Below are 22,488 nucleotides of genomic sequence, written 5' to 3'. Positions count from 1 at the left end.
AACTATGTCAATTCACACGCTGCGTGCGGCGGGAAACCACATTATCCTGCTTGCCGGCGTGGCCTTTTTGATGCTGCCAATCCTGATCATCTTTGCGTCTTCCACGCATCAAACGGGAACGTTGGTTCAGGACGGGTTGATGTTGGTTCCCGGCCTCAACGGACCAGAGAACTACGCCCAGGTGTTGACCATGCAGGCTGGGTTCACCGATCAGATCACGGCCTTGGACATGATGAAAAATTCGCTCATCATCGCCCTTGGCGTGGCAGGGTGCACGACGCTGGTCTCCCTGTGCGGGGCCTATGCAATGGTGTATTTTCGCCTGCCATTTGCGGGATTTCTGTTCTGGCTGACGCTCGCCACATTGCTGTTGCCGTTGGAAAGCCGCTTTATCACTACGTTCCTCGTCACAGACGCATTGGGGCTGATCAATACTCATCTCGGAATGGTACTACCGATGCTTGCGGTCGCCCTTGGCACGCTGTTCTTTCGGCAACTCTTTCTGGGCTTTCCAAACGAGTATCTTGAGGCCGCCAAATTGGATGGCGCCGGGCCCGTCAGGTTCTTCTTGGATTTCATCGTACCGCTGTCATGGAAGCGGGGCGGTGCAATTTTTGTCGTCACATTCATGATCGGGTGGAACCAGTATCTTTGGCCACTCATGATCAGCACCGACGAAAGCCGCTATACGCTTGTGCGCGGCATACGGCTGATCGGGCAGGAAAGCGGGCCGGGCATGGCGCTCATCATGCTTTCGATACTTCCGCCGCTGATCCTTGTGTTGATCTTTCAGCGTTACTTTTTCCGGGCCTTGGCCGACGAAAAAAATGCGTTCTGAGGTGCCAATGACCCATCGTGCGAAGGCCGCCCTTTTGCTGCTGCTCACAGGTGTGATCTGCAATGCCTCAGTTATACCATACATGGGTGTCTACATTGTAGAAACGCTCGGTCAGGACCCCTGGTTCATCAGCGTCTACGCGTCGACAACGCTGACGCTGACATTGGTCGTCAACCGACAATATGGCGAATGGATCGATGCAGGCACACCGATTGCGCCATTGGTCTTAGCATCAGTCGTGGCCTTTGGGGCTGGTGTGACCTCGATTTTGGTATTCGCGAATTTCTGGGTGCTGGTTTTGTTTGCAAGCCCGTGTTTTGCCATCTCGAACGCCGCGGTTTCGACAATGTACAGCTTTGGCCGGTTAATGGCGGAAACTGATGGGCTGAACATCCCTCGTTACAACTCATATCTCCGTGCGATGACCTCGTTGGGCTGGATGCTGGCCCCCGCCGCCAGCTTCTCAATCGCCAGCGTGTCCTCCTCCTATGCAGTGTTTTGGATGGCGTTGGGGTTGTGCGCGGTCTGGCTTTTGCTGTGGATGGCCGTGATGCCCAAAGCCTTTTCGGCACCGCCTGCCAATACGGCCAACGACTTCGCAGACACGTCCACCCAACCCGCCAATACCGGGCTGTGGCTGGCAGCGGGCGTTTGCCTGGCCTTCGCATTGGCTCATTCCATGTCAATGAGCGCCCTCCCCTTGTTTTACATCCGAGAGGCGGCATTGCCGACTTACGCCCCAGGACTCTCTCTTTCGGTCAAAACTTTCGTTGAAATAGCGGCGATCCTGTCATCGCCTTGGATCATTCAAAGACTTGGGCCCCGTGATGCCTTGCGCGCCGCCGCTGTGATTGCCGTTGTCGCATTGGTGGTCTTGTCGAACGTTTCCACGCTGCCCCAACTGATCTACGGCGCGGCACTGGAAGGCTTGTATTATGGAATATTCGCTGCGGTCGGGCTGACCTATGTTCAGGAGTTTGCAAAAGGGCGGCTTGCGCGAGCAACGTCACTGTACATGAACAGCCTTTTTATGGGTGGCTTGCTCGCAAGTCCTTTGATGGGGCTAACAGCCCAATTCGTCAGCTTCAAAATGGCCATCCAATTGTCGATCATTTGGGCCGTTCTAGCTTTCGCACTGCTTAGCGTTATGGGCCGACGTCCTGATGCTGACTAAATGTACCTGGGCTTATGCAGGGCTCTCCACGAGACATAATGAGCGTCACGCAAGGTATACAGTTACAATGTGAATGCAGCATCGATTGTTTCGTAGCGCGCGCACTTGGGCAGCCGCCACGTTTGAAGCGCAATGGCAACCTGCCAGTGCCCCTTCACACGCTCAGCCATATGGCGGCCGACTCAGACTGCGGTCGGCCACGGCCGGTAGAGACTTTGGCATGAGAGCCCGCACTCGTACCCCAGTCAACCCTCAGAAATGTATGAACATTCTGAATGAGTGACATTTTACTCGTTTTGAAAGGAGTGAAGTGGTGGGCGACCCTGGAATCGAACCAGGCGTGCGTCTCCGCGAGGGAGTTACAGTCCCCTGCCACACCTTGCGGCCTGTCGCCCACTAGGCGGCTGATCTAAAGGCCGCCCCCTGCGTCGTCAACATCAAAACGCCGCCGCTCTTGCGCTTTTGTCCCGCAGATGGTCAACACCCCGCTATGAAGCAGAAAAAACCCGCATGGGTCGTCCAGAAAGAGCGCGACAAACGCGCGTCCGCCGCTGAAACCGTTTGGCTCTTTGGCATCCACGCCGTGCGCGATGCGTTGGAAAACCCGATGCGCGAAAGGCTGAGGCTGGTCGTGACCAAGAACGCCTTTGACAGGCTCGCGGATGTGATCGCCGCCTCAGGGATGGAGCCCGAGATTTCCGACCCGCGAAAATTTGCGGCCCCGATTGACCCTCAGTCGGTCCATCAAGGCGCCGCGCTGGAGGTCAAGCCGTTGGACTGGGGCAATCTGTCGGATATCTGCGCGCCGCGCGGGCAGCCCGCGCGGGTGATCCTGCTCGACCGGGTCACAGACCCACATAATGTGGGCGCAATCCTGCGGTCTGCCGAGGTCTTCGGCGCGCGCGCTGTTGTTGCCCCCCATCGTCATTCCGCCCCGGAAACCGGAGCACTCGCAAAAACGGCATCCGGCGCTTTGGAGCGTCAGCCATACTTGCGCATCAAGAACCTCGCCACCACCATGGAGGCGCTGCGCGAGATGGGCTACACCCTGCTCGGGCTGGATGGCGAGGCGGACGGGACGCTTCATGAAGCGATCCAAGGCAATAACGGGGCAATCGCGCTGGTTCTGGGCGCGGAGGGGCCGGGCCTCAGGGACAAAACCAAAGAGACCTGCGACCAATTGGTCAGAATCGACGCTTCTGGCGGGTTTGGTTCACTCAACGTCTCGAACGCGGCGGCGGTGTCCCTATATGAGGTGCAGGTAAAGTCGTAACCGGAGCCACCAACTTGCCCCACGCCGTCAAAATAGCAACCTGCTGTTATTGCAGTGCCCGCACAGTGCTGAAACCCACGGCTCGCCATGGGCACGAGCTGGCCTGCGGGTCATGCGGGGCCCCATTGCATGAAATGAAGTGGCTGAAATCACCAGCGCCCGCTTCGTCCCCGGTCAGGGGGCCAATGCGCAAACCGGCCAAAGCGTCAAAACCCAAATTTTCCACATATTCCAAGCCCCGCAAGCGGCGAAAGCCTGCCAAAAAACTTAGGTCGTTCCTGTCAGACATCGTGGAGGAAGCATGGGATTTTGCAGAAGACATCTTCGACTGATCACCACCTGCGGCCTTCACATCTTTGTCACCAGCTCTGGAAGATTGGCGATGCCCGCATACCTGCTTCTTATCAGGATGCGCACCGGAACTGCGCACCTGAATTCACTGTCCCTCGTTCCGCGACTTAGCGCCCGTGCCAGAACCTTTCGGTTTCCCACGGGCGCTTTTTTGTCTAATCGAACAGCATGACCTACACTGATGAACATATTCGCAGCGTGTTGACCACGACCAAGGTGGTGGCCTGCGTCGGCGTCTCGATGAACCCGGTGCGTCCCAGCTATTACGTGGCCCGATACCTGTCGTTGAAGGGGTTCACCGTTTTTGGCATCAATCCGGGCCACGCCGGAAAGATGCTGTTTGGTCAGACCATCCATGCCTCTCTATCGGATATTCCGAAGGGCGCAAAAATCGGCATGGTGGACATCTTCCGCAAGCCTGACGCGGTGCCCGCCATTGTGGATGAAGCGCTAGAGCAGCTGCCGGAACTGCGCACCATATGGATGCAAATTGGGGTAAGTCATGAAGGTGCCGCGGCAAAAGCAGAAGCCGCGGGAAAGGTTGTCATTCAGAACCGGTGCCCGAAAATCGAATATCAGCGGCTGTTTGGCGAGCTGCGGATGGGCGGGTTTAACACCGGCGTCATCTCGTCGAGGCTCTAGCCTGCGAACACGCCACTTAGGTCTTTGAACCCTTTGATCTCTATAGGGTTTCCGGATGGATCACGGAAAAACATGGTCCATTGCTCTCCCGGTTCCCCTTCGAACCGCACGGACGGCTCCAGCACCCATTCAGTGCGCGCGGCCTGCAACCTATCCGCGAGCGTTCGCCAATCATCATATCCCAAAACGAGCCCGAGATGAGGCATAGGCACCATATGGTCGCCAACCTTGCCGGTGTTGGCATTTTCGAAAGGTGCGCCAAGATGCAGCGATATTTGATGGCCGAAGAAGTCAAAGTCGACCCAGCTGTCGGTGGAACGGCCCTCCGCGCACCCCAGAACGCCGCCATAAAATCGGCGGGCGGCTTCAAGATCTGTGACGTGATAGGCGAGATGGAAAGGTGTCAACATGGTCTGTATACTATTGTATACAAAAGTGAGTGACAACCGCGAATTCCGCATTTACCGCCACAGACCACCCAACATCGGCAGAACAGTGCCGGTGAGCGAAAACAACCATGGCTCGCCCTCTTGCCGACCTCTATGTTGCACCGCATGAACAGACGCGCATTTCTTGTTGCCGGCCTTGCGCTCTCAGCCTGCGGCCGGTCCGACCCCCCTCCTGCAGCGCCTTCAGCGGCCGCTCTCTATCCTGGGGAAACCCCGCAAATGCGCGCGCTCATTGTGAAATGGGCCGCCATCCACGATATTCCCGAAAGCCTGCTGCACCGTGTCATCCAGCGCGAAAGCGACTACCGCGCGGACGCCCGAAATGGCCCCTATTGGGGGCTAATGCAGATATTGCCGCAAACGGCACGCACGATGGGTCATCGCGGCCCGCCATCCTCGCTGTTGGATGCGGAAACAAATCTGAAATACGCGGGCAAGTACCTGCGCGGCGCGTGGCTGGTGTCTGACGGGGACGAGGCGACCGCCGTCAGCTGGTATGCCCGAGGGTATTACTACGAAGCCAAGCGCCGTGGCATGTTGGTCGAAACCGGATTGCGCCCCGCCTAGAATCGCTGCGCTGAGTTTTTTCTCCCAAACACACCCCAAAGCTGGTACATTATTACCGTCAGTAGCAAGTGAACTGATTACAGTTTTGGAGAGAACAATGAATTTCAAAGACATAGTTTTTGCCGCGGCAACCCTGTCACTTTTGGCGGCCTGCGATACTGTCGATGAAGAGATCGCGTCATCGACATCCGCTGCACCGAATTTCAATCCAGTCGTTGAAACCAAGAGGCTTGAAGACACGTTCATCACAATCGACGGCAAAAAATTCGAAGTGCGCCGCAATGAAGTGACTTATCGCGACGGGCGCAAAGGCCTTGGCTGGGCGATCGTGGTTGAACACAGAATTGTCAGCTGCAACACGCCCAATGATGCCGGATGCCGCGCTGCGTATGAGCGGCAAAAGCGAACGATTGAAGACTCTTCCGAGGGCGGCATGTACTAACCTCGCCCCCTCCCCCGTGTCAGGTATTCAGGCCATTGTCGGCCCGCAGTGAAGGACGTAATGTGCCTGAGCTATTTGCCAATCTAAAGGAATTCACATGTCCGACACTGAAAGCTACGGATTTGACACGTTGCAAATACACGCGGGCGCCCGCCCGGATCCGGCGACCGGGGCGCGCAACACGCCAATCTACCAATCGACCGCCTACGTGTTCCGCGACGCCGAACACGCCGCCGCCCTCTTCAACCTGCAAGAAGTGGGCTACATCTATTCCCGCCTGACCAACCCGACGGTTGCCGTGCTGCAGGAACGCATCGCCACGCTTGAAGGTGGTGTCGGCGCAGTCTGCTGCTCGTCCGGCCACGCGGCGCAGATTATGGCGCTGTTCCCGCTGATGCAGCCGGGCTGCAATGTGGTGGTCTCCACCCGGCTTTATGGTGGCACGGTCACCCAGTTCAGCCAGACCATCAAACGCTTTGGTTGGGAGGCCAAATTCGTCGACATGGATGACGAGAAGGCCGTCAAAGCCGCCATTGACGACAAAACCCGCGCGATCTTTGGCGAGGCCATTGCCAACCCCGGCGGCTACATCATGGATGTGCGCGCCATTGCCGACATCGCGGATGCCGCGGGCATTCCGCTGATCATCGACAACACCACGGCCACCCCCTATCTGCACCGCCCGATCGAACATGGGGCGACGCTGGTGGTCCATTCCACCACGAAGTACCTGACCGGCAACGGCACAGTAACGGGCGGCTGCGTCGTTGATTCAGGTAATTTCGACTGGGGCGCGTCTGGCAAATTTCCTTCCATGTCAGAGCCTGAGCCTGCCTATCACGGCCTCAAATTTGCCGAGACATTCGGCCCTCTGGCCTTCACCTTCCACGGAATCGCCATCGGGCTGCGTGATCTGGGCATGACCATGAACCCGCAGGCCGCACATTACACGCTGTGCGGGATTGAGACGCTGTCGCTGCGCATGGAACGCCATGTCGAGAATGCTGAGAAAATCGCCAACTGGCTGGAAAAAGACGACCGTATCGACTTTGTGACTTATGCGGGCCTGAAATCCTCACCCTATAACAAGCGGGTCGCCAAGGTCTGCCCGAAGGGCGCGGGCGCGCTGTTCACATTCGCGGTCAAAGGTGGCTACGAGGCATGCGTAAAGTTGGTCGATAGCCTCGAGATATTCTCGCATGTCGCCAACCTTGGCGACACACGGTCGTTGATCATCCACTCCGCCTCCACCACGCACCGCCAGTTGACGGCAGAGCAGCAGGAAGCCGCAGGTGCTGCCCCGAATGTGGTACGCGTGTCCATCGGCACAGAAGACGCTGACGACTTGATCCGCGACCTCGATCAGGCGCTGTCCAAGGCGACAAGCTGACAAAACAAAGCGGGCGCCGCAGGGACAATGCGGCGCCCGACGCGTGAACCAACGTGGGAGACTGCGTTAGTTCAACACCTCGTACGTGATGGTAAAGCTTGTGTTCATGCTGACCTCGCCTGCGGCAACGGGCATCGCGCGGCGCGATGACATATCTGCCTCGGCCATCATCTGCTGACGCGGCTCCCCGCCGCCGCTTTCATGCATAGACAAGACCCGACCCAGCTCGACCCCTGTTGTCGCGGCAATGACCTTTGCGCGGCGAAGAGCCTCCAACATCGCAGCCTCGCGAGCCTTTTCCATCAGAGGCTCAGGGTCAGAAAATTCAAATCTCAGCCCGTGAAAAGTATTCGCCCCCGCGTCGGCAACAGCGTCCATGATTGGCCCAAGCTTGTCCAGATCGCGCACCCGTACTGTCAACAAGTTGGACGCCACATAGCTGGTGATTTTCTGGGCCTCGGCACCGGAACGCAGTTTGTACCGGCTCCATTGCGGGGCCATTGAAAGCTGGCTGGTTTGCATATCGCGCGCTTCAATTGCAAAGGGTGAGAGCCGCTCGAACACTGCGGCAGAGCTGTTGGTCATCTGGGTCAAGGCGTCCGCTGCGGTCTCAGATTCTTGGGTTACGCCAAGCGTGATGGTGGCCATATCGGGCGCTTCGGCAATTCGCCCTATGCCGGTCACGCTGAACTGCGGAATGAACTCGGTGGCATAGCCGGGGCTTTGCGCCAGCATGACGATACCAAGCATGACTGCCGTAATTTTCCTAAAACGCATCGTAAATTCTCCGCCTCTTTGAGTGTTCCATAAACGTCTGACGCTTAAGCACGCAGAATCCTTGGTTTTTATTTCTCCTCCCGGAAATTATGATATAGAAACGGGAAGATAGGCCGCTCGCATTCGCTTTACGGCCCCCAGCCAGGAACTGTGACACGCAACGCAACGGGCCGGAATGACACCAAATTTTGCCTTGGACCTTTCTGAAGACGGCATCGTTCTTCTGCACCGCGCGCCGGGTGGCGGCGGCTGGTTTCGTGAAGGCAAGGTTGATTTTGCGTCTGACGACATTGCTGAAGGGCTGGCCAAGCTCCGCGCCAAAGCGATCGAACTGGAAGGCGAAGACTTCAGCACGAAGATGATCCTGCCGTCCTCGCAGCTGCTTTTCACATCCGTCTCGTCGGGGACCGATATCCCCCAGGCCTTGTCGGAGCGGACGCCATATCGCGCCGACCAACTCAGCTATGCGACTTCCGGCGAAGGGGATGATATCAAGGTCATCGCCGTTGCACTCGAAACCCTGGGGGAGGCAGAAGGCTTCATATCTCCTCACGGGCTGAACCCTGTGGGCTTCACAGCCATCCCAAGTGACGACCAGTTTGACGGCGAACCCATGCTCGGTGGCACGTTAATGGGGGCCGATGGCTTTGATCCTGATCCGACACCGGTCAAGATCATCGAAAAGCCGACCTTCCTGCCCGACCCTGTCGCACCGGTGACTGAAGAGCAGGTGGAGGCGGACCCCGTCCTTGAGAATTCACCGGAACCAGAGCCGTCTGAGAGCAGCTCAAGTGATGCAACTCCGGAAGTGGAAGAAGACCCACCAATTGAGGAAACGACCGCCGCCGAAGAGGCGGCCTCCGAGGAAAAAGAAATCCCGGCTGCCGTTGCAGCGGCTGATGCCGAAGCTGACGCAGCTGCTGCGGACGCACTGGAAGACCCCGCGCCTGCGGCAAGTGACGCACCTCCAGCGGCGTTTTCCAGCAGACGACAAAGCTCTGATCCGTCGGATGCGGAGGAAACGGGCTCCCGCGTCAATAAGCTGGCGGCGCGAATTGCGGTACCAGACAGCGCCCCGAAACTAGGTGGCGCACCGCCCAAGACCACACCGCCGCCGGCACCGAAAGTGACCCCGGTTGCCAAATCCAAGCCTGCACCAAGGGCTGTTCCGGTCGTACCTGCGCCGACTTCGACGCGGCTGAAAACAATACCACCGGCAGCGGTCGCCGCGGAACTGGCAAAGGCCGACCCAATTGCAAAACTTGCCGCCAAGGAACGCCGCGGAAAGCCACGGTTCCTTGGCCTTATCCTTACCGCGATCTTGCTCGTCTGCCTTGGCCTGGCTGCGCTTCTGTCGTCCTATGTCTTGCCTGAAAACGCCATCAGCCGTTTCCTGGGCGGATCACCCGACACGCAGGTGGCGCAAGATGAGATTGAACCCGCGTTGATTGAAGGCCCGGAGGCCGACCAGTCGCTTGAGGAAGAATTCGATCTCGCCAATCTGCCCATGGATCAGACATTGCCAGATTTGGCCGGAACGCTAGACGCCGACGGCGTCGGTGAAAGCCCTGCCGCTGATCTTCAGCGCCCTGAACCTATCACCGAAGCGGAGGCCGAGACTGCCTATGCCGCGACGGGCATTTGGCAGCACGCCAACACGCTGAGCCTGGGCACAGTCGCGCGCGAAACACTTGATGATCTCTATATTGCTTCGCTGGACCCCGAACCCGCGTTTGAGGATGCGCCAGCACTGATCCCCCAAATAGCAGGTGGTGGCGAGGTCGAGATGGTCGCCTTCACCCCGCCTCCTCCGCCCGGCGTTATCTTCGATATTGACGAACGCGGGTTGGTTGTGGCGACACCTGGCGGCGCGCTGAACCCCAATGGCGTGATGGTCTTTCAGGGTCGCCCACCAGTGCTGCCCGGCCGCCGGCCCGAAGGCCAGGGCACTGCGACGCCTGCGGTCGAGGCCCCAACTAACCGGCTGGCCGAAATCCGACCTCAGCAGCGCCCGGACAATCTGATTGAAACCCAGGAACGGGCAACTCTTGGCGGTCTCTCCCGACCTGAATTGGCAAGCATCCGTCCCATCCAGCGTCCGGCATCGGTGCAGGACCGCGCGGAGGCGATTGCCCGTGCTCTCGCAGAAGCCGAAGCCGCAACCCAGGCCGAGGCAGAAGCCGCTCTGATCGCGGCCACTCCGCAGGCGGTCACCCGCTCGCTGCGCGCCCCGCAACGTCCGCGCAATTTTGACCGGGTCGTTGCCAAGGCCCGCGCCACGCCGCGTCGCCCAGCCGCTCAACCCGAAACGCAAACCGCAAGCGCGTCTACGGCGTCGCCCAGCCGTGGCTCCGGTCCTGCCGTCGCCCGGTCCAGCCGGGCCAAACCAACCGGAGCGGTCAGTGCGACCGTGGCCCGCGCCGCCACGGACAACAACGCAATAGCGCTGGGCAAAGTGGCCCTTGTCGGCGTCTTCGGCACATCGTCAAAACGGCGGGCGTTGGTGCGCATGCCAAATGGGCGGTTCAAGAAGGTTGCCATCGGCGATCGTGTGGATGGTGGCCGGGTCGCGGCCATCGACAGCAATTCGCTGCGCTACACCAAGGGTGGCCGTTCGGTCATCCTGAAAATGCCAAAAGGTTGATCCGTCAGATCAACATCACTGCCGCCAACCCCAGAAACGCAAAAAAGCCAACGACATCCGTGACCGTGGTAACGAATGCACCAGAGGCGAGCGCAGGGTCCACACCCAATTTTTCCAGACCGATGGGGATCAGGATGCCGGCAAGTGCCGCCACCACCATGTTCACAACCATCGCCGCGGCGATCACAACGCCCAAAAGCGGCGTGCCGAACCACAAGACGCCGATCACGCCCATCACCACAGCAAAAATCAGCCCGTTCACCAATCCGGCCACGGCCTCCCTTCGGACAACCCTCAGCAGGTTGGCGCCGGTCAAATCCCGCGTCGCAATAGCGCGCACGGCAACGGTCAGCGACTGAGTGCCCGCGTTGCCGCCCATGGACGCCACAATCGGCATCAGTACCGCCAATGCCACGATCTGACTGAGTATCTCTTCAAATTGTGCAATCACCAGCGAGGCCAGGATAGCGGTGACCAAATTCACTGCCAGCCAGGGGAAGCGCTGCCTGACGGTCTCTAGCGTCCGGTCCGAAATGCTTTCGTCGCCCCCAACCCCAGCAAGGCGCAAGATGTCCTCTTCGGCCTCCTCATCCAGCACGACCATGGCGTCGTCGATGGTGATCACGCCGACCAGCCGTTCATCCTCGTCCACCACGGGGGCAGAGATCAGGTGGTATTGATTGAACGCATAGGCCACGTCACCTTCGGGTTGCGAGGCGGGGATGGTGCGAAAGCTGTCCTCGGTCATGTCCCGTAAAAGATGCGCGCGCTTTTCTCCGAGGATACGGCCCAAGGTGACGTACCCGGTCGGGTGATAGGCTGGGTCGACCAAGATCACGTGGTAGAATTGCTCTGGCAGGTCGTCATGCCGGCGCATGAAGTCGATAACCTGTCCGACATTCCAGTGATCGGGGGCCACCACCATCTCGCGCTGCATCAGGCGGCCGGCAGAAAACTCAGGGTAGCTCAGCGCGTCCTCGACCACCGCACGGTCCGCGTCGTCCAGCGCCTCAAGGATCAGCTCTTGCTGGTCGTCCTCAAGGTCTTCGATCAGGTCGACGACGTCATCTGATTCCAACTCGCGCACAGCGCCCACCAACACGTGGTTGGGCAGGTACTCGATCACCTCTTCGCGCAGCGACTCCCCAAGCTCGGAAAGGACCTCCCCGTCCAGACCGGTTGACCATAGGGACAGCAACGAGCGTCGTTCCGGCCCGCTTATCTGTTCCAGCAGGTCGGCTATGTCGGCGGGGTGTAACGGTTCAAGCAGCGAATCAAGCGCCGTGGCGTCGGCGGTATCAATCGCCTCCAGCACCTGCTGCACAAGGCTGCGATCCAGCTGGTAGCCGTCCTCTGTTGCTTCCGGGACGGTGTCTTTTGCGTCTGTGTCCTGCCCGCTCATCGGTGCTACCCCGCTGATTTGAAGGCACCATAGCCAAACCCATTCAATGACGGTAGGCCCGTTTCGGCAATTTCCTTTTGGCCCCAAGGCGGTTACCACATGGGTATGACCACAACCCCTCAGATCTTGCTCGGCCAAACCCTAGGTTTCACCGCGAACCCATTTGCCGATGGTGTGGCCGCCGCGCAGCATCATCGCCACGGCGCGGTCTTGGTTGAAGCGGGACATGTGGCGTGGGTTGGGCCTGCCGACCAATTGCAAAAGCCACCGAACGCCCAGACTACGGACTATGGTGACAAGCTGATCATGGCGGGATTTGTTGATGCGCATTTGCATTACCCGCAGACCGCGATGATCGCCAGCTGGGGCAAGCGGCTAATTGACTGGCTCAACGACTACACCTTCCCCGAAGAGGCGCGGTTTGGCGATCCTGCCTACGCCGCCACCATTGCCGCGCGATATTTCGACCTGGCGCAGTCCCACGGCACCACGACCATGTGCAGCTACGCCACCATCCATCCCGAAAGCGTGGAGGCGTATTTTTCAGAGGCGCAGGCACGCGGCCTGCGCGCGCTTGCTGGCAAGACCTGCATGGACCGCAATGCCATCCCCGCGCTGCAAGACAGCGCGCAAAGTGCCTATGACGACAGCAAGGCCTTGCTGGAAAAATGGCACGGTGTGGACCGGTTGGGCTACGTCATTACCCCTCGGTTTTCGCCGACTTCAACGCCAGAACAACTCAACGCGCTCGGCGCGCTTTGGGCGGAACACCCGGACTGCCTGATGCAAACCCATCTCTCGGAACAGTTGGAGGAGATCGCTTGGGTCAAATCTCTCTTTCCGGCCGCGTGCGACTATCTGGACACGTATGAGGCCCACGGGCTTTTGGGCGAGAACGCCGTCTTTGGACATGCCATCCATCTGGAGCCGCGCGAAAAGGACCGTATTCGGGAGGTCGGCGCAGGACTGGTTCATTGCCCGACCTCCAACACGTTCATCGGCTCCGGCATCTTCGACTTGGCGGGGCTGACAGCCGCGGGGCACCGGGTCGGGCTAGCCACCGATACTGGCGGCGGGTCCTCGTTCTCCATGCTCCGCACGATGGCTGCGGCCTATGAGCTAGGCCAGCTCAACGGTGCCGCGTTGCATCCGGCCCAGCTGCTTTGGCTGGCCACGCAAGGGTCGGCGCAAACACTTCATCTGGAGAGCAATATCGGCAATCTGGCGCCGGGAATGGAGGCCGATCTGGTCGTCCTCGACCTCGCCTCAACGCCCGCAATCGCTCAGCGCGCCGCGCGGGCGGAGACGGTATGGGAAGCCATATTTCCCACCATCATGATGGGCGATGATCGCGCCATTTCAGACATGTGGATCGGCGGAGCGCGGCGGACGGGCTAATCTCAGCAGGGGGCCGCCAGGACCAAAACCCAGTTGTTGCCAGCTGCACGTCCAACTCCGTACTCGGTCGCCTTCTTGTTGAGGTTGTTGCGCCGATGCCCGGCACTGGCCATCCACGACTCCATCACCCGCGCCGCTGTCGGCTGACCTTGCGCGATGTTTTCGGCAACAAAGCAGAACTGGTATCCTTGCGCGCGGACGCGGTCGGATGGCTTCGATCCGCCGGGTGAGATATGCGAAAAATAGCCCTGCGCGGCCATGTCCTGTGCGTGCACTTGCGCGGCGGCTGCCAATTTTGGCGAGGCCACCAATGCCGCAAGCCCATTCTCGGCCCGCCGCGCGTTCAAAATGCTTCCCAGATCGCCCGCATCGACGGGCGCAGCGACCTCGGACTGAGCAGCCCGTGGGGCGTCGAACACCGCCCAATCCACTGTGGTTTCAGGCTCGGCATCCGGCCCGCAGGCCGCCAATATCAACAGACCGGCTGTCATCGCTGTATGGATCTTCATCATCTCACGTCTCCCCTAGGCCAATAGTTGGCGCACCATCTTGTTCTGCTGTTGAATCGCGCCCGGTAGATCAAAGCTCCGCACCTGCCCGTCGCGCACAATGCCCCGCCCTTCCACAAGAAGGTCTCGCACCCGTGTCGGTCCGGCAAGCACAAGCGCTGCCGGGTCCCAGGACCCCGCGCTTTCCACGCCCGAAACGTCCCAAATCGCAATATCCGCGCGGAAGCCCCGCGCGATCTGCCCGCATTCCTGCGCGCGCCCCAGCACCTCTGCCCCGCCACGTGTCGCCAGCTCCAACGCCGCGCGGGCCGAGAACGCGTCGCCCCCATGCGCCACGCGCTGCAGCAACATCGCCTGCCGCGCCTCTGAAATCAGGTTCCCGGCGTCGTTGGATGCGGACCCGTCCACGCCCAACCCAACGGGGACGCCCGCGGCCTGCATATCGATAACTGGCGCGATGCCGGATCCCAACCTGCAGTTTGAACACGGGCAATGCGCCACGCCGGTGCGGGTATGCGCGAACAAATCGATTTCATCTCTGTCCAGCTTGACGCAGTGCGCGTGCCAAACGTCAGCGCCGACCCATCCCAGTTCTTCCGCATATTGGCCGGGGCGGCATCCGAACGCCGATTGGCTGAAGGCGATGTCCTCGTCATTCTCTGCAAGGTGGGTGTGCAGCATCACGCCCTTGTCGCGCGCCAGAACCGCTGTCTCGCGCATCAGTTCGCGGCTCACCGAGAACGGAGAACATGGCGCCAATGCCACCCGCGTCATTGCGCCCGTCTTTGGGTCATGAAACGCGTCCACGACGCGGATGCAGTCCTCAAGGATTGCCGCCTCGTCTTCGACCAGCGCATCCGGCGGCAACCCGCCCTTGCTTTCGCCAATGCTCATTGAGCCACGCGTTGCGTGAAACCGCAGCCCGACCTCCCGCGCGGCCTCGATGGTGTCGTCCAGCCGGCCCCCATTGGGGAACAGGTACAGATGGTCAGACGTCATCGAGCAGCCGGACAAGGCCAGTTCCGCCAAGCCAATCTGGGTAGAGGTGAACAGATGTTCCGGCCCCAGCCGGGACCAGATCGGGTAGAGCGTCTGCAGCCATCCAAACAGCGCCGCGTCCTGCGCCGCCGGGACGGCGCGGGTCATGGTTTGGAACAGGTGGTGATGGGTATTGACCAGCCCCGGCGTCACCACACAGCCCGCAGCGTCAATGATGTCGCCCGTCGTGGCCAGCCCTGTGCCCACATCCGCGACGACGCCGTCGCGCACCACAATATCCGCGCCTTTCAATTCCCGCTGGGCATCGTCCATGGTGACAACGACGTCAGCGCCTTTGATCAGCAGCTCTGCCATCAGGCGGGGTCCAGCAACGCCATTGCGGCGGCATGCAGTTCCGGCGTGGCCGCCGCAATGGCCTGCCCGCCCTTGTCTGCGGGCCCGCCGGTCCAGTTGGTCACGATGCCGCCCGCCGCCTCGACCACGGCGATCGGCGCCTGGATATCATAGGGCTGCAACCCGGCCTCGATCACCAGATCAATTTGGCCTGCAGCCAAAAGGGCGTATGCGTAGCAATCCATGCCGTAGCGCGTCAGTTTGCAGTGCTCCGCGACGCGACGAAAAGCGGCGGCCTCATCTGGCGTGCCGACCTCCGGGAAAGTGGTGAAGATCATCGCGTCTTCCAGTGCGGTCACGCCTGAGACGTACAAATTCCGCATACCTTGCGGCCCCGTCATCCGCGCCTCGCCAAGCCCGCCAATAAACCGCTCGCCGATATAGGGCTGATCGATCACACCCAGCACCGGTTTGATCCCGTCATGCAGCGCAATCAGCGTGCCCCAGGTCGGTGTCCCGGCAACATAGCCGCGTGTTCCGTCGATTGGGTCCAGCACCCAGGTCAGGCCAGACTCGCTGGGTTTCTGGCCAAATTCCTCGCCCAAAATGCCGTCCGACGGCCGACGCGTCTCGATCAAGGCGCGCATCGCCTCTTCGGCGGCGCGGTCGCCTTCGGTGACGGGGTCAAACCCGTCGGCTGCCTTGTTGTCGGCGCGCAGCCCGGTCTGGCGGAAAAAACGCAGCGTTTCGCCCCGCGCCGCGTCCGCCAAGGCCCCCGCTAGAGAGCGGCATGCCATTTGCGTACGTTCGTCCATGTCACTCTCCCTCGTCCTTCATCCTTCGGTGCCACGGGCCGCCCCTGCAAATCAAGTGCAGAGCGTCAAATTCGGGTGGCAGCGCCGGCGCGCGCTCAGTAGTGTCGCCGCAACTTCAAACAGGAGCAGTCACATGCGGGCATTTCAGGTCACCGACTACAACCAAACCAGCTTTACCACCGATGCGGTCAAGCCAGAGCCTGCCAAAGGCGAGGTCCTGATCCGCGCCCATGCCTGCGCGCTGAACTTTGCAGATCTGCTGATGGTCAAAGGCACATATCAGGAAAAGCCGCCGCTGCCCTTTTCCCCAGGGATGGAGGTGGCGGGCGAAGTTGTCGCGCTTGGCGAAGGCGTCACGCAACCCGCCATCGGGACCCGTGTCGCAGTGTTTGGCGGCAATGGCGGCCTGGCGGAATTCGGGGCCTTCCCGGCAGAGCTTTGCGTCGCCTTGCCCGACACGATGGATTTCACGACGGCTGCGGCCTTTCAGGTCGCCTATTCGACGTCCCATGTAGCGCTCGATTATCGCGCGGATCTGAAAGCTGGCGAAACGCTGCTGGTGACGGGCGCGGCAGGCGGCGTGGGCCTGACGGCTGTTGAATTGGGCAAGAAGATGGGCGCCAAGGTCATTGCGGCGGCCCGTGGGGCCAACAAGCTGGCGGTCGCGCGCGATCATGGGGCAGACCATCTGATCGACACAGAAACCGACGATTTGCGCGAAGAGGTTAAGGCGTTGGGTGGTGCTGACGTGGTCTATGACACTGTCGGGGGCGAGTTGTTTGCCGCCGCATTGCGCGCGTGCCGCCCGGAAGCGCGGGTGTTGACCATCGGCTTTGCCTCCGGCGACGTCCCACAGATCGCCGCCAACCACATTCTGGTAAAAAACATCAGCGTGTTGGGCTTCTATTGGGGCGGCTACCTGAAGTTCAAACCTCAGGTGCTGACAGACAGCCTCAACCAGCTGTTTGCAATGCATGCGGCGGGGGAGCTCAAGCCGCATATCTCCCACCAATACAAGCTGGAAGACGCAGGTCAGGGCCTTGAGGTCCTGCGGTCGCGCAAATCAACCGGCAAGGTTGTGATTACGCTGTAAGAGGCATCTTGCTGCGCGCAATCGACAGCTTTTCCTCTGCCCTGCGGTAGGTCTCGCGGATCATGTCGCTCAGCGCCTTGGTCACCGTGTCCTCGTTGGGATGCATATACAGAATGATCTGCGTGGATCCGGCATTCGGCAGGGAGGACTGGTCTGGGATCGGCGCCGTTTGGCGGGGGTAAACCCCCTCAATCGCTGCGTGAACCGCCAAATCCGCGCTTACAACCGCTTCAACGGCATTGTCCAAATCTGAATCGACGACCATCTCCCAGTCAAATTGCGCGTCATCCAATCGGCGCAGTACGCCGCTGCGGAAAATGCACTGCGAGCAGAACGCGACCGGCAAGGGGCGCTGCTTCCAAGCGTTGCCGCCTTCCGCGCCGATCCACACCAGCGGCAGTTTCACCAGCACTTCGCCACCCGGTCCGGGTTGATCCTCCGTGGTCAGGATCGCGTCGCATTCGCCCCGGCCGAACATTTCGCGCAGCTTGGTCGTGGGGGCGGAGATCAGCTTGATCTGCATCCGCGGGAAGTCCTGTGCGAAGTGGCGCAGGATTGGCGGGATGTAGGGGTAGATGATGTCATGTGGCACGCCCAGCGTGATCTCCCCCTCAAATTCCCGCGCGGTCAACCGCCCCCAAACCTCGTCGTTCAGCGCCAGCATCCGGCGCGCATAGCTCAGCAGCTGCTCCCCCTCCGCCGTGGGCGTCACGGACCTGTTCGCACGGTCCAGCAATCGGACATCCAGCGCTTCCTCCAGACGTTTCAGCTGCATCGACACGGCCGATTGCGTCAGGTGGAGATACCCCGCCGCCTTGGTGACGCCGCCGCTATCAGCAACAGCAACAAAGGAACGGAGCGCGGTCAGGTCAAGATTTCGGGGCATATCAACATCCGTGATGGTTATTACGAAAATCATTCATTTCACAAATGAACCACAAGGCGGCATATAGATCAACGTAAATGATGCGAACCAACATATGGATCACGGAAACCGAAGGATAGAGCCATGACTGACCTGACCGCCGCCCACATCTCCCGCAATGCCCGCCGCACCCGCACGGGCCTGATGGGATATCTTGATCTCTACCGGCAGCGCCGCGCGCTCGCCCATATGGATGACGCGCAGCTGACGGATCTTGGCCTGACCAAAGCAGAGGCCCAGCAAGAGGCCGATCGCCCCGTCTGGGACGCCCCAAACCATTGGCAACGCTAGACTTTAGGCCGCAACCATTGTCTGCACCAGCGGTGTCAGGGTGCTCTTCCTGTCGCTGACCTGCAGCAGATGAAGCGGGGGCACTGGTTCCCAACCCGAGGTCTCCCCGTCCAACGGCTCCGACGCCAGTATGACCCCCGTTTTTGCCCGGCATTGATACAATGTCGGGCATTTTTTGTCCGAGGCGTACCGAAACGCGTATAGTGAGACGCCGTCCGACAGTACGCATGTAATGCGATGCGGCGGCTCGTCAGGTTGGCGCAATTCGCGCAGCAAATCCAACACACGCGCAACGGCATCCGCGGGGTCCTGCTCCAACCCATGTGCCAAAAGCAGTAGAAACAACATCTCTGAATCCGTGGTTCCGGCGCGCGCATGATACAGCGCGTCAGGCAGCAGCCCTTCCAGCCGCCGCTTGATCCGAAGGAAACCGCCAATTTGACCGTTATGCATGAACGACCAACGCCCATGTTGGAACGGGTGGCAGTTGACGCGGGCGGTTTCCCCTACGGTCGACGCCCTGACATGGGCCAGAAACAACGGGGATCTGATCATCTGGCACAGGCTGGTCAGGTTGCCGTCCGACCATGCAGGCAGCACGTCGCGGTACAATCCCGGCCCCTGCCCCGCAGCGTCATACCAGGCAAAACCGAACCCGTCGCCATTCACCGCAAGCTTCGCCTCGGTTGCGTCCTGGCTTTGCTCCAACAACGAGTGGGACGGGCGGATGACGATGTCTTCCAACGCAATCGGCGCGCCGGCCCAAGCCGCAAGTCTGCACATAACTCAGTCCTGCGCGCCGCGGTGATGGCACATCTCGTATAGCTCTTTGACCTTCCGGCTCGCCGTGGTCTCGCACAACGGCGGAATGAATGCGTGGACCAGAGCAGCGCCAGCGGCCACGAACAGCTTGCACGCGAACCGCAGCGCAAAACCCATATGGCCCAAATAGGTTTCCCCGACGCTGGCGGGGTGGGTGCGAAATGTGGCGAAGAAACCTGGTTTTGAGGTGGTGTGTTCTGTTGTGCTGCTCATCGTGCCCTCCGTGGATGCCCGCGTAGATTGCCACGGCGGCGGCAGGGAATTATCTCAAAATCCCCCTGCCCTTCGAGACATTTTGAGGATATCATCCCGCGAATGACAGATTCTATAGACAAAATTGACCGCGCCATTCTGGCGATCCTGCAAAATGATGCCACGCTTAGTGTCGATGCCATCTCTGAGCGGGTGTCCCTGTCGCGCAACGCGTGCTGGCGGCGCATCAAACAGATGGAGGAAGCCGGCATCCTCAAGGCCCGCGTGGCGCTTGTGGACGCGACAAAAATCGGCCTCGGCCTGCCGGTGTTCGTGCTGATGCGCGCGGCAGACCATTCGCCCGACTGGCTGGCGAAATTTGACCGTGCCGTGCGCATATTGCCGGAAATCATCGGTGCGCACCGCATGTCAGGCGATCTTGACTACGTGCTGCGGGTGCAGGTGGCCGATGTGGCCGATTACGACCGGTTCTACAAAAGGCTGATCGAACTGGTGCCGGTCCGCGACATTTCCGCGAGTTTCGTGATGGAAAACATCAAAGACACCACCGCGCTGCCCGTCTAGGTGGCATTTGAGCGAATTCCGACTGAAAACGTCATGTTTTCGCCCAGATTTCCTTGAAAAAGAGGGCGCACTGCCCCACATTCAAAGGCAGAAATCCCGATTTCTTTCGGGGCAGCCATTTTTAATGACTGAAGGGAGTCATTCCATGCAGGAATACGTCAGAACAGGGCAATCTACCGCCGGCATCTCCGCCGAGGAGATGGATGTCGGTCTGCGCGCTCATATGAACAAGGTCTACGGCACCATGTCCGTGGGCATGTTGATCACGTTCGCCGCGGCTTGGGCCCTGTCCAATCTCGCCGTCAGCGCGACACCAACCGAATACCAAATCGGGGCCAATGAGTATCTCACCGGCCTGGGTGTGGCGCTTTACGCCTCGCCGTTGAAATGGGTCGTGATGTTCGCACCATTGGCCTTTGTGTTCGGCTTCAGCGCCATGATCAACAAAATGTCCGCCGCAACGGCGCAGGTCGTGTTCTACGTCTTTGCCGCCGTGATGGGTGTGTCGCTTAGCTCGATCTTCCTGGTCTTCACCGGGTATTCAATCGCGCAGGTCTTCTTGATCACCGCAATCGCCTTCGCGGGCCTCAGCATCTGGGGTTACACCACGAAGAAGGACATCTCCGGTTGGGGGTCGTTCCTGATCATGGGTGTGATCGGTCTGATCGTGGCGTCGATCGTCAACGTCTTCATCGGCTCGCCGGCAATCATGTTCGCCGTGTCCGCGCTGGGTGTGTTGATCTTCGCGGGCCTCACTGCCTACGACACGCAAAAGATCAAGAACGACTACATCCAGATGGCCTTCGCGGGCGATCAGGAATGGTTGGGCAAGTCCGCGATCATGGGGGCGTTGAACCTCTATCTGGACTTCATCAACATGTTCATCTTCTTGCTGCAATTGTTCGGCAACCGCGAATAAGCGCGCTGCAACATGCAAATAAAAGAAGGGCCGGTGCTTCCACCGGCCCTTTTCTTTTGTCCCGTATCTGGGTCCGCCTAAGGCGGGGTCACCCGGCCTTTGCGCCGATCTGAACGGTCTCTTTGATCTTGCCACCGGGCAGCAGTACGACGGTCACCAGCGTGTTGTCTGGAAGGCGGTAGGTCGTCGGCGTCGCCGTGGCCAAGGCCCGCGCTTCGGCCGCTGTCTTAGGTCCTGTCAGAACGGGGCCTGTCGCCACAACTGGCGCTGCCATGGTTTTGGACTTGCGCGTAAAGATCGTGTCGCGCGACCCGCTGTTTTTGCGCCGCGCGTCAGCACGCGTCCACGGCTCCTGACGGCGCACCAGGCCAGGCTGCCCGTCCGCTACGCGCGCGTTGTATTCCGCGAGGCTGTACGGCGCGAGCCCGGCGCCCTGCGGCGTGGCGATATAGAGGTCTGGAACCAAGGCGTCTAGCTTGCTGTTCTGAGCGCTTGAACAAGCCGCAACAGCCAATGGAACCACAAGAAGCAGCTTCTTCATTTGATCTTCCCCCAAAATGTTGTGGGGAAACACTAACCCTTGCCGAGTGAGTCGGGCAACGTCCAATTCGGGTTATCCCCAGTTAAGGCAGCGCCCGCCCCATGGAAACGGCCGGAAAGTCGATCCCCGCCCGCAACGGGACCGAGATCACCTGCTCTCCCTCGAACCCCATGGCGCGGTAGTAGGGCGCAGCGGTCAACGTGGATTGGCACGCCAGAAAGTTCACGCCCGCCTCTGCGGCCTTCGCAAAGATATGCGCCATCAGCAACCGCCCGCCCCCTTCACGAACCCGCCGGTGGTCAGTGACCACATGGCGGATATGGGCCGCCTTGGCCCGCGACTGCGCCCCACCGGGTGCCGCCATCGTCCAGCCGCCCGCCCCGACCAGCGTCTGGCCCTCAAACACACCGTAATACGTCCCGCAGGTCACCAGCTTGGGCTGCGCACGGCTAATCAGCGGCAAAGCAGTCACCAGCACCGAGGGCGGGTAGTCCGCCTTCAGCAAGACGGGGTAGCTGGCCGCCAGCAGGGCGTCTACGGCCGCAATGTCGCGGCGGGTGGTAGGGCGTATCTCCATCAGGCACTCCAAAACGAAAAAGCCGCGCTCTCAGGCGCGGCTTTGTCTCAATCTGGGAAGGGGAAGATTACTTGATCTTGCCTTCTTTGTATTCGACATGCTTGCGCGCAACAGGGTCATATTTGCGCACGACCATCTTCTCGGTCATGGTGCGGGCGTTTTTCTTGGTCACGTAGAAGTGGCCCGTGCCTTCGGTCGAGTTCAGGCGGATCTTAATCGTGGTTGGCTTCGCCATGTCACATCTCCTGCACGAGGGGCGCACCCTCGGAAATTCATTTGAAGCTGCCTTTTACCCCCGCTGCCGCCCGAGTCAACCGCCAAAGCTCCAAAGCGGGCGCGAAACTGGGCCGCACCTGCCGATTTACCTAGAACTGCACATCGCTCACCCGCCATCCCGCGACAACGGCCACCTTAAACCGCCCTGGCAAGGCTGAGATCGCTCGATCCTGTTTGTTCGCTTTGCGGACGGAGCCGCCATTGACCCGTTGTCTCTTGGTCGCTACCAGAATGACCATGATTGCTTGAGCCTCTCCCACACAA

Annotated in this window: 25 protein-coding genes and 1 tRNA gene; 13 read left to right on the top strand and 13 right to left on the bottom strand. The window is 60.2% G+C overall.

Going from position 1 to position 22,488, the window contains the following annotated elements; translation table 11 throughout:
- Window positions 1–4: 4 nt before the first annotated feature.
- Together Q0899_RS00130 and Q0899_RS00125 are read left to right on the top strand one after the other, a co-directional pair.
- The gene (locus Q0899_RS00130; RefSeq protein WP_299190584.1) at window positions 5–838 is read left to right on the top strand and encodes an ABC transporter permease subunit; all 834 of its coding nucleotides are present in this window, start codon (window positions 5–7) and stop codon (window positions 836–838) included.
- Between the two features lie 7 nt (window positions 839–845).
- Entirely contained in the window at window positions 846–2,012 is a 1,167-nt protein-coding gene (locus Q0899_RS00125; protein WP_299190582.1) for an MFS transporter, read from the top strand.
- Window positions 2,013–2,323: 311 nt separating this feature from the next.
- On the opposite strand, the gene Q0899_RS00120 is transcribed toward Q0899_RS00125, so the two are convergent.
- A tRNA-Tyr gene (locus Q0899_RS00120) sits at window positions 2,324–2,407 on the bottom strand.
- A 95-nt stretch (window positions 2,408–2,502) separates the two neighbouring features.
- Here Q0899_RS00120 and rlmB point away from each other — a divergent pair.
- Both rlmB and Q0899_RS00110 read left to right on the top strand, forming a co-directional pair.
- Window positions 2,503–3,285 (top strand): 23S rRNA (guanosine(2251)-2'-O)-methyltransferase RlmB, encoded by a 783-nt coding sequence (gene rlmB / locus Q0899_RS00115; protein ID WP_298359364.1) that lies wholly within the window; start codon window positions 2,503–2,505, stop codon window positions 3,283–3,285.
- Window positions 3,286–3,804: 519 nt separating this feature from the next.
- Window positions 3,805–4,278: a CoA-binding protein gene (locus Q0899_RS00110; RefSeq protein ID WP_298359367.1), complete on the top strand. Its 474-nt coding sequence runs from the start codon at window positions 3,805–3,807 to the stop codon at window positions 4,276–4,278.
- On the opposite strand, the gene Q0899_RS00105 is transcribed toward Q0899_RS00110, so the two are convergent.
- Window positions 4,275–4,688 (bottom strand): VOC family protein, encoded by a 414-nt coding sequence (locus Q0899_RS00105; RefSeq protein ID WP_298359370.1) that lies wholly within the window; start codon window positions 4,686–4,688, stop codon window positions 4,275–4,277. The genes Q0899_RS00110 and Q0899_RS00105 overlap by 4 nt on opposite strands.
- Window positions 4,689–4,832: 144 nt before the next feature.
- Between Q0899_RS00105 and Q0899_RS00100 the strand changes: the two genes are divergently transcribed.
- From Q0899_RS00100 to Q0899_RS00090, 3 genes are all read left to right on the top strand, one after another.
- Complete coding sequence (locus Q0899_RS00100) at window positions 4,833–5,294, top strand: lytic transglycosylase domain-containing protein (RefSeq protein WP_299190579.1); 462 nt, start codon at window positions 4,833–4,835, stop codon at window positions 5,292–5,294.
- Between the two features lie 97 nt (window positions 5,295–5,391).
- The gene (locus Q0899_RS00095) at window positions 5,392–5,736 is read left to right on the top strand and encodes a hypothetical protein (protein WP_299190577.1); all 345 of its coding nucleotides are present in this window, start codon (window positions 5,392–5,394) and stop codon (window positions 5,734–5,736) included.
- 97 nt (window positions 5,737–5,833) lie between these two features.
- Window positions 5,834–7,126, top strand: coding sequence for an O-acetylhomoserine aminocarboxypropyltransferase/cysteine synthase family protein (locus tag Q0899_RS00090; protein ID WP_298359380.1), 1,293 nt, complete (start codon window positions 5,834–5,836; stop codon window positions 7,124–7,126).
- A 66-nt stretch (window positions 7,127–7,192) separates the two neighbouring features.
- On the opposite strand, the gene Q0899_RS00085 is transcribed toward Q0899_RS00090, so the two are convergent.
- The gene (locus tag Q0899_RS00085; protein ID WP_299190574.1) at window positions 7,193–7,903 is read right to left on the bottom strand and encodes an SIMPL domain-containing protein; all 711 of its coding nucleotides are present in this window, start codon (window positions 7,901–7,903) and stop codon (window positions 7,193–7,195) included.
- A gap of 175 nt (window positions 7,904–8,078) precedes the next feature.
- On the opposite strand from Q0899_RS00085, the gene Q0899_RS00080 reads away from it, so the two are divergent.
- The gene (locus tag Q0899_RS00080) at window positions 8,079–10,547 is read left to right on the top strand and encodes a hypothetical protein (protein WP_299190572.1); all 2,469 of its coding nucleotides are present in this window, start codon (window positions 8,079–8,081) and stop codon (window positions 10,545–10,547) included.
- Window positions 10,548–10,551: 4 nt separating this feature from the next.
- Here the strand turns inward: Q0899_RS00080 and mgtE are convergent, their stop codons facing one another.
- Window positions 10,552–11,949: a magnesium transporter gene (mgtE, locus tag Q0899_RS00075; protein WP_298292950.1), complete on the bottom strand. Its 1,398-nt coding sequence runs from the start codon at window positions 11,947–11,949 to the stop codon at window positions 10,552–10,554.
- A gap of 99 nt (window positions 11,950–12,048) precedes the next feature.
- Between mgtE and guaD the strand changes: the two genes are divergently transcribed.
- Window positions 12,049–13,347, top strand: a complete 1,299-nt coding sequence (guaD, locus tag Q0899_RS00070; protein WP_299190570.1) for a guanine deaminase — start codon at window positions 12,049–12,051, stop codon at window positions 13,345–13,347.
- A 2-nt stretch (window positions 13,348–13,349) separates the two neighbouring features.
- Here guaD and Q0899_RS00065 read toward each other — a convergent pair whose 3' ends face one another.
- From Q0899_RS00065 to hisN, 3 genes are read right to left on the bottom strand one after another with little or no spacing between them, the layout of a single operon-like run.
- Window positions 13,350–13,859, bottom strand: coding sequence for a CAP domain-containing protein (locus Q0899_RS00065; protein ID WP_299190568.1), 510 nt, complete (start codon window positions 13,857–13,859; stop codon window positions 13,350–13,352).
- Between the two features lie 12 nt (window positions 13,860–13,871).
- Window positions 13,872–15,209 (bottom strand): 8-oxoguanine deaminase, encoded by a 1,338-nt coding sequence (locus tag Q0899_RS00060; RefSeq protein ID WP_299190566.1) that lies wholly within the window; start codon window positions 15,207–15,209, stop codon window positions 13,872–13,874.
- Window positions 15,209–16,003, bottom strand: a complete 795-nt coding sequence (gene hisN / locus Q0899_RS00055) for a histidinol-phosphatase (protein WP_298359400.1) — start codon at window positions 16,001–16,003, stop codon at window positions 15,209–15,211. The genes Q0899_RS00060 and hisN overlap by 1 nt, the downstream gene beginning before the upstream one ends.
- Before the next feature lie 133 nt (window positions 16,004–16,136).
- Here hisN and Q0899_RS00050 point away from each other — a divergent pair, with 133 nt between their 5' ends.
- On the top strand, window positions 16,137–17,096 hold the full coding sequence (locus Q0899_RS00050) for an NADPH:quinone oxidoreductase family protein (protein WP_298292960.1): 960 nt from the start codon (window positions 16,137–16,139) through the stop codon (window positions 17,094–17,096).
- On the opposite strand, the gene Q0899_RS00045 is transcribed toward Q0899_RS00050, so the two are convergent.
- Window positions 17,086–17,982, bottom strand: a complete 897-nt coding sequence (locus tag Q0899_RS00045; protein ID WP_298293332.1) for a LysR family transcriptional regulator — start codon at window positions 17,980–17,982, stop codon at window positions 17,086–17,088. The genes Q0899_RS00050 and Q0899_RS00045 overlap by 11 nt on opposite strands.
- Window positions 17,983–18,105: 123 nt before the next feature.
- Between Q0899_RS00045 and Q0899_RS00040 the strand changes: the two genes are divergently transcribed.
- Window positions 18,106–18,312: a DUF1127 domain-containing protein gene (locus tag Q0899_RS00040; protein WP_299190563.1), complete on the top strand. Its 207-nt coding sequence runs from the start codon at window positions 18,106–18,108 to the stop codon at window positions 18,310–18,312.
- Window positions 18,313–18,315: 3 nt separating this feature from the next.
- On the opposite strand, the gene Q0899_RS00035 is transcribed toward Q0899_RS00040, so the two are convergent.
- On the bottom strand, window positions 18,316–19,095 hold the full coding sequence (locus Q0899_RS00035; protein WP_299190560.1) for a class II glutamine amidotransferase: 780 nt from the start codon (window positions 19,093–19,095) through the stop codon (window positions 18,316–18,318).
- A 3-nt stretch (window positions 19,096–19,098) separates the two neighbouring features.
- Window positions 19,099–19,347 carry a DUF6356 family protein gene (locus Q0899_RS00030; RefSeq protein ID WP_298292966.1) on the bottom strand — a complete coding sequence of 83 codons (249 nt, stop codon included), beginning with the start codon at window positions 19,345–19,347 and terminating at the stop codon, window positions 19,099–19,101.
- A gap of 102 nt (window positions 19,348–19,449) precedes the next feature.
- Between Q0899_RS00030 and Q0899_RS00025 the strand changes: the two genes are divergently transcribed.
- Both Q0899_RS00025 and Q0899_RS00020 read left to right on the top strand, forming a co-directional pair.
- Window positions 19,450–19,911, top strand: a complete 462-nt coding sequence (locus Q0899_RS00025) for an Lrp/AsnC family transcriptional regulator (RefSeq protein WP_298292968.1) — start codon at window positions 19,450–19,452, stop codon at window positions 19,909–19,911.
- Window positions 19,912–20,056: 145 nt separating this feature from the next.
- Complete coding sequence (locus Q0899_RS00020) at window positions 20,057–20,830, top strand: Bax inhibitor-1/YccA family protein (protein WP_298293334.1); 774 nt, start codon at window positions 20,057–20,059, stop codon at window positions 20,828–20,830.
- 88 nt (window positions 20,831–20,918) lie between these two features.
- On the opposite strand, the gene Q0899_RS00015 is transcribed toward Q0899_RS00020, so the two are convergent.
- The 3 genes from Q0899_RS00015 to rpmG form a co-directional block, all read right to left on the bottom strand.
- Window positions 20,919–21,371 (bottom strand): hypothetical protein, encoded by a 453-nt coding sequence (locus tag Q0899_RS00015; protein WP_299190557.1) that lies wholly within the window; start codon window positions 21,369–21,371, stop codon window positions 20,919–20,921.
- A gap of 82 nt (window positions 21,372–21,453) precedes the next feature.
- Window positions 21,454–21,948, bottom strand: a complete 495-nt coding sequence (locus tag Q0899_RS00010; RefSeq protein WP_299190555.1) for a GNAT family N-acetyltransferase — start codon at window positions 21,946–21,948, stop codon at window positions 21,454–21,456.
- 67 nt (window positions 21,949–22,015) lie between these two features.
- Window positions 22,016–22,183, bottom strand: coding sequence for a 50S ribosomal protein L33 (gene rpmG / locus Q0899_RS00005; RefSeq protein WP_009812452.1), 168 nt, complete (start codon window positions 22,181–22,183; stop codon window positions 22,016–22,018).
- Between the last annotated feature and the right edge of the window lie 305 nt (window positions 22,184–22,488).

It is taken from the genome of uncultured Litoreibacter sp. (genome assembly GCF_947501785.1).
Classification (GTDB): Bacteria; Pseudomonadota; Alphaproteobacteria; order Rhodobacterales; family Rhodobacteraceae; genus Litoreibacter.
This window is presented reverse-complemented; position numbering and strand designations above follow the sequence as displayed.

Excerpts from the sequence above, each read along its gene's own strand:
- Q0899_RS00080 (WP_299190572.1), top strand. The coding sequence starts at position 8,079 with ATGACACCAAATTTTGCCTTGGACCTTTCTGAAGACGGCATCGTTCTT.
- rpmG (WP_009812452.1), bottom strand. The coding sequence starts at position 22,183 with ATGGCGAAGCCAACCACGATTAAGATCCGCCTGAACTCGACCGAAGGC.
- mgtE (WP_298292950.1), bottom strand. The coding sequence starts at position 11,949 with ATGAGCGGGCAGGACACAGACGCAAAAGACACCGTCCCGGAAGCAACA.
- Q0899_RS00025 (WP_298292968.1), top strand. The coding sequence starts at position 19,450 with ATGACAGATTCTATAGACAAAATTGACCGCGCCATTCTGGCGATCCTG.
- Q0899_RS00100 (WP_299190579.1), top strand. The coding sequence starts at position 4,833 with ATGAACAGACGCGCATTTCTTGTTGCCGGCCTTGCGCTCTCAGCCTGC.
- Q0899_RS00035 (WP_299190560.1), bottom strand. The coding sequence starts at position 19,095 with ATGTGCAGACTTGCGGCTTGGGCCGGCGCGCCGATTGCGTTGGAAGAC.
- Q0899_RS00125 (WP_299190582.1), top strand. The coding sequence starts at position 846 with ATGACCCATCGTGCGAAGGCCGCCCTTTTGCTGCTGCTCACAGGTGTG.
- Q0899_RS00040 (WP_299190563.1), top strand. The coding sequence starts at position 18,106 with ATGACTGACCTGACCGCCGCCCACATCTCCCGCAATGCCCGCCGCACC.
- Q0899_RS00010 (WP_299190555.1), bottom strand. The coding sequence starts at position 21,948 with ATGGAGATACGCCCTACCACCCGCCGCGACATTGCGGCCGTAGACGCC.
- Q0899_RS00060 (WP_299190566.1), bottom strand. The coding sequence starts at position 15,209 with ATGGCAGAGCTGCTGATCAAAGGCGCTGACGTCGTTGTCACCATGGAC.
- Q0899_RS00020 (WP_298293334.1), top strand. The coding sequence starts at position 20,057 with ATGCAGGAATACGTCAGAACAGGGCAATCTACCGCCGGCATCTCCGCC.
- Q0899_RS00085 (WP_299190574.1), bottom strand. The coding sequence starts at position 7,903 with ATGCGTTTTAGGAAAATTACGGCAGTCATGCTTGGTATCGTCATGCTG.
- hisN (WP_298359400.1), bottom strand. The coding sequence starts at position 16,003 with ATGGACGAACGTACGCAAATGGCATGCCGCTCTCTAGCGGGGGCCTTG.
- Q0899_RS00105 (WP_298359370.1), bottom strand. The coding sequence starts at position 4,688 with ATGTTGACACCTTTCCATCTCGCCTATCACGTCACAGATCTTGAAGCC.
- Q0899_RS00015 (WP_299190557.1), bottom strand. The coding sequence starts at position 21,371 with ATGAAGAAGCTGCTTCTTGTGGTTCCATTGGCTGTTGCGGCTTGTTCA.
- rlmB (WP_298359364.1), top strand. The coding sequence starts at position 2,503 with ATGAAGCAGAAAAAACCCGCATGGGTCGTCCAGAAAGAGCGCGACAAA.
- Q0899_RS00050 (WP_298292960.1), top strand. The coding sequence starts at position 16,137 with ATGCGGGCATTTCAGGTCACCGACTACAACCAAACCAGCTTTACCACC.
- Q0899_RS00095 (WP_299190577.1), top strand. The coding sequence starts at position 5,392 with ATGAATTTCAAAGACATAGTTTTTGCCGCGGCAACCCTGTCACTTTTG.
- Q0899_RS00045 (WP_298293332.1), bottom strand. The coding sequence starts at position 17,982 with ATGCCCCGAAATCTTGACCTGACCGCGCTCCGTTCCTTTGTTGCTGTT.
- Q0899_RS00030 (WP_298292966.1), bottom strand. The coding sequence starts at position 19,347 with ATGAGCAGCACAACAGAACACACCACCTCAAAACCAGGTTTCTTCGCC.
- Q0899_RS00090 (WP_298359380.1), top strand. The coding sequence starts at position 5,834 with ATGTCCGACACTGAAAGCTACGGATTTGACACGTTGCAAATACACGCG.
- Q0899_RS00065 (WP_299190568.1), bottom strand. The coding sequence starts at position 13,859 with ATGATGAAGATCCATACAGCGATGACAGCCGGTCTGTTGATATTGGCG.
- Q0899_RS00110 (WP_298359367.1), top strand. The coding sequence starts at position 3,805 with ATGACCTACACTGATGAACATATTCGCAGCGTGTTGACCACGACCAAG.
- guaD (WP_299190570.1), top strand. The coding sequence starts at position 12,049 with ATGGGTATGACCACAACCCCTCAGATCTTGCTCGGCCAAACCCTAGGT.
- Q0899_RS00130 (WP_299190584.1), top strand. The coding sequence starts at position 5 with ATGTCAATTCACACGCTGCGTGCGGCGGGAAACCACATTATCCTGCTT.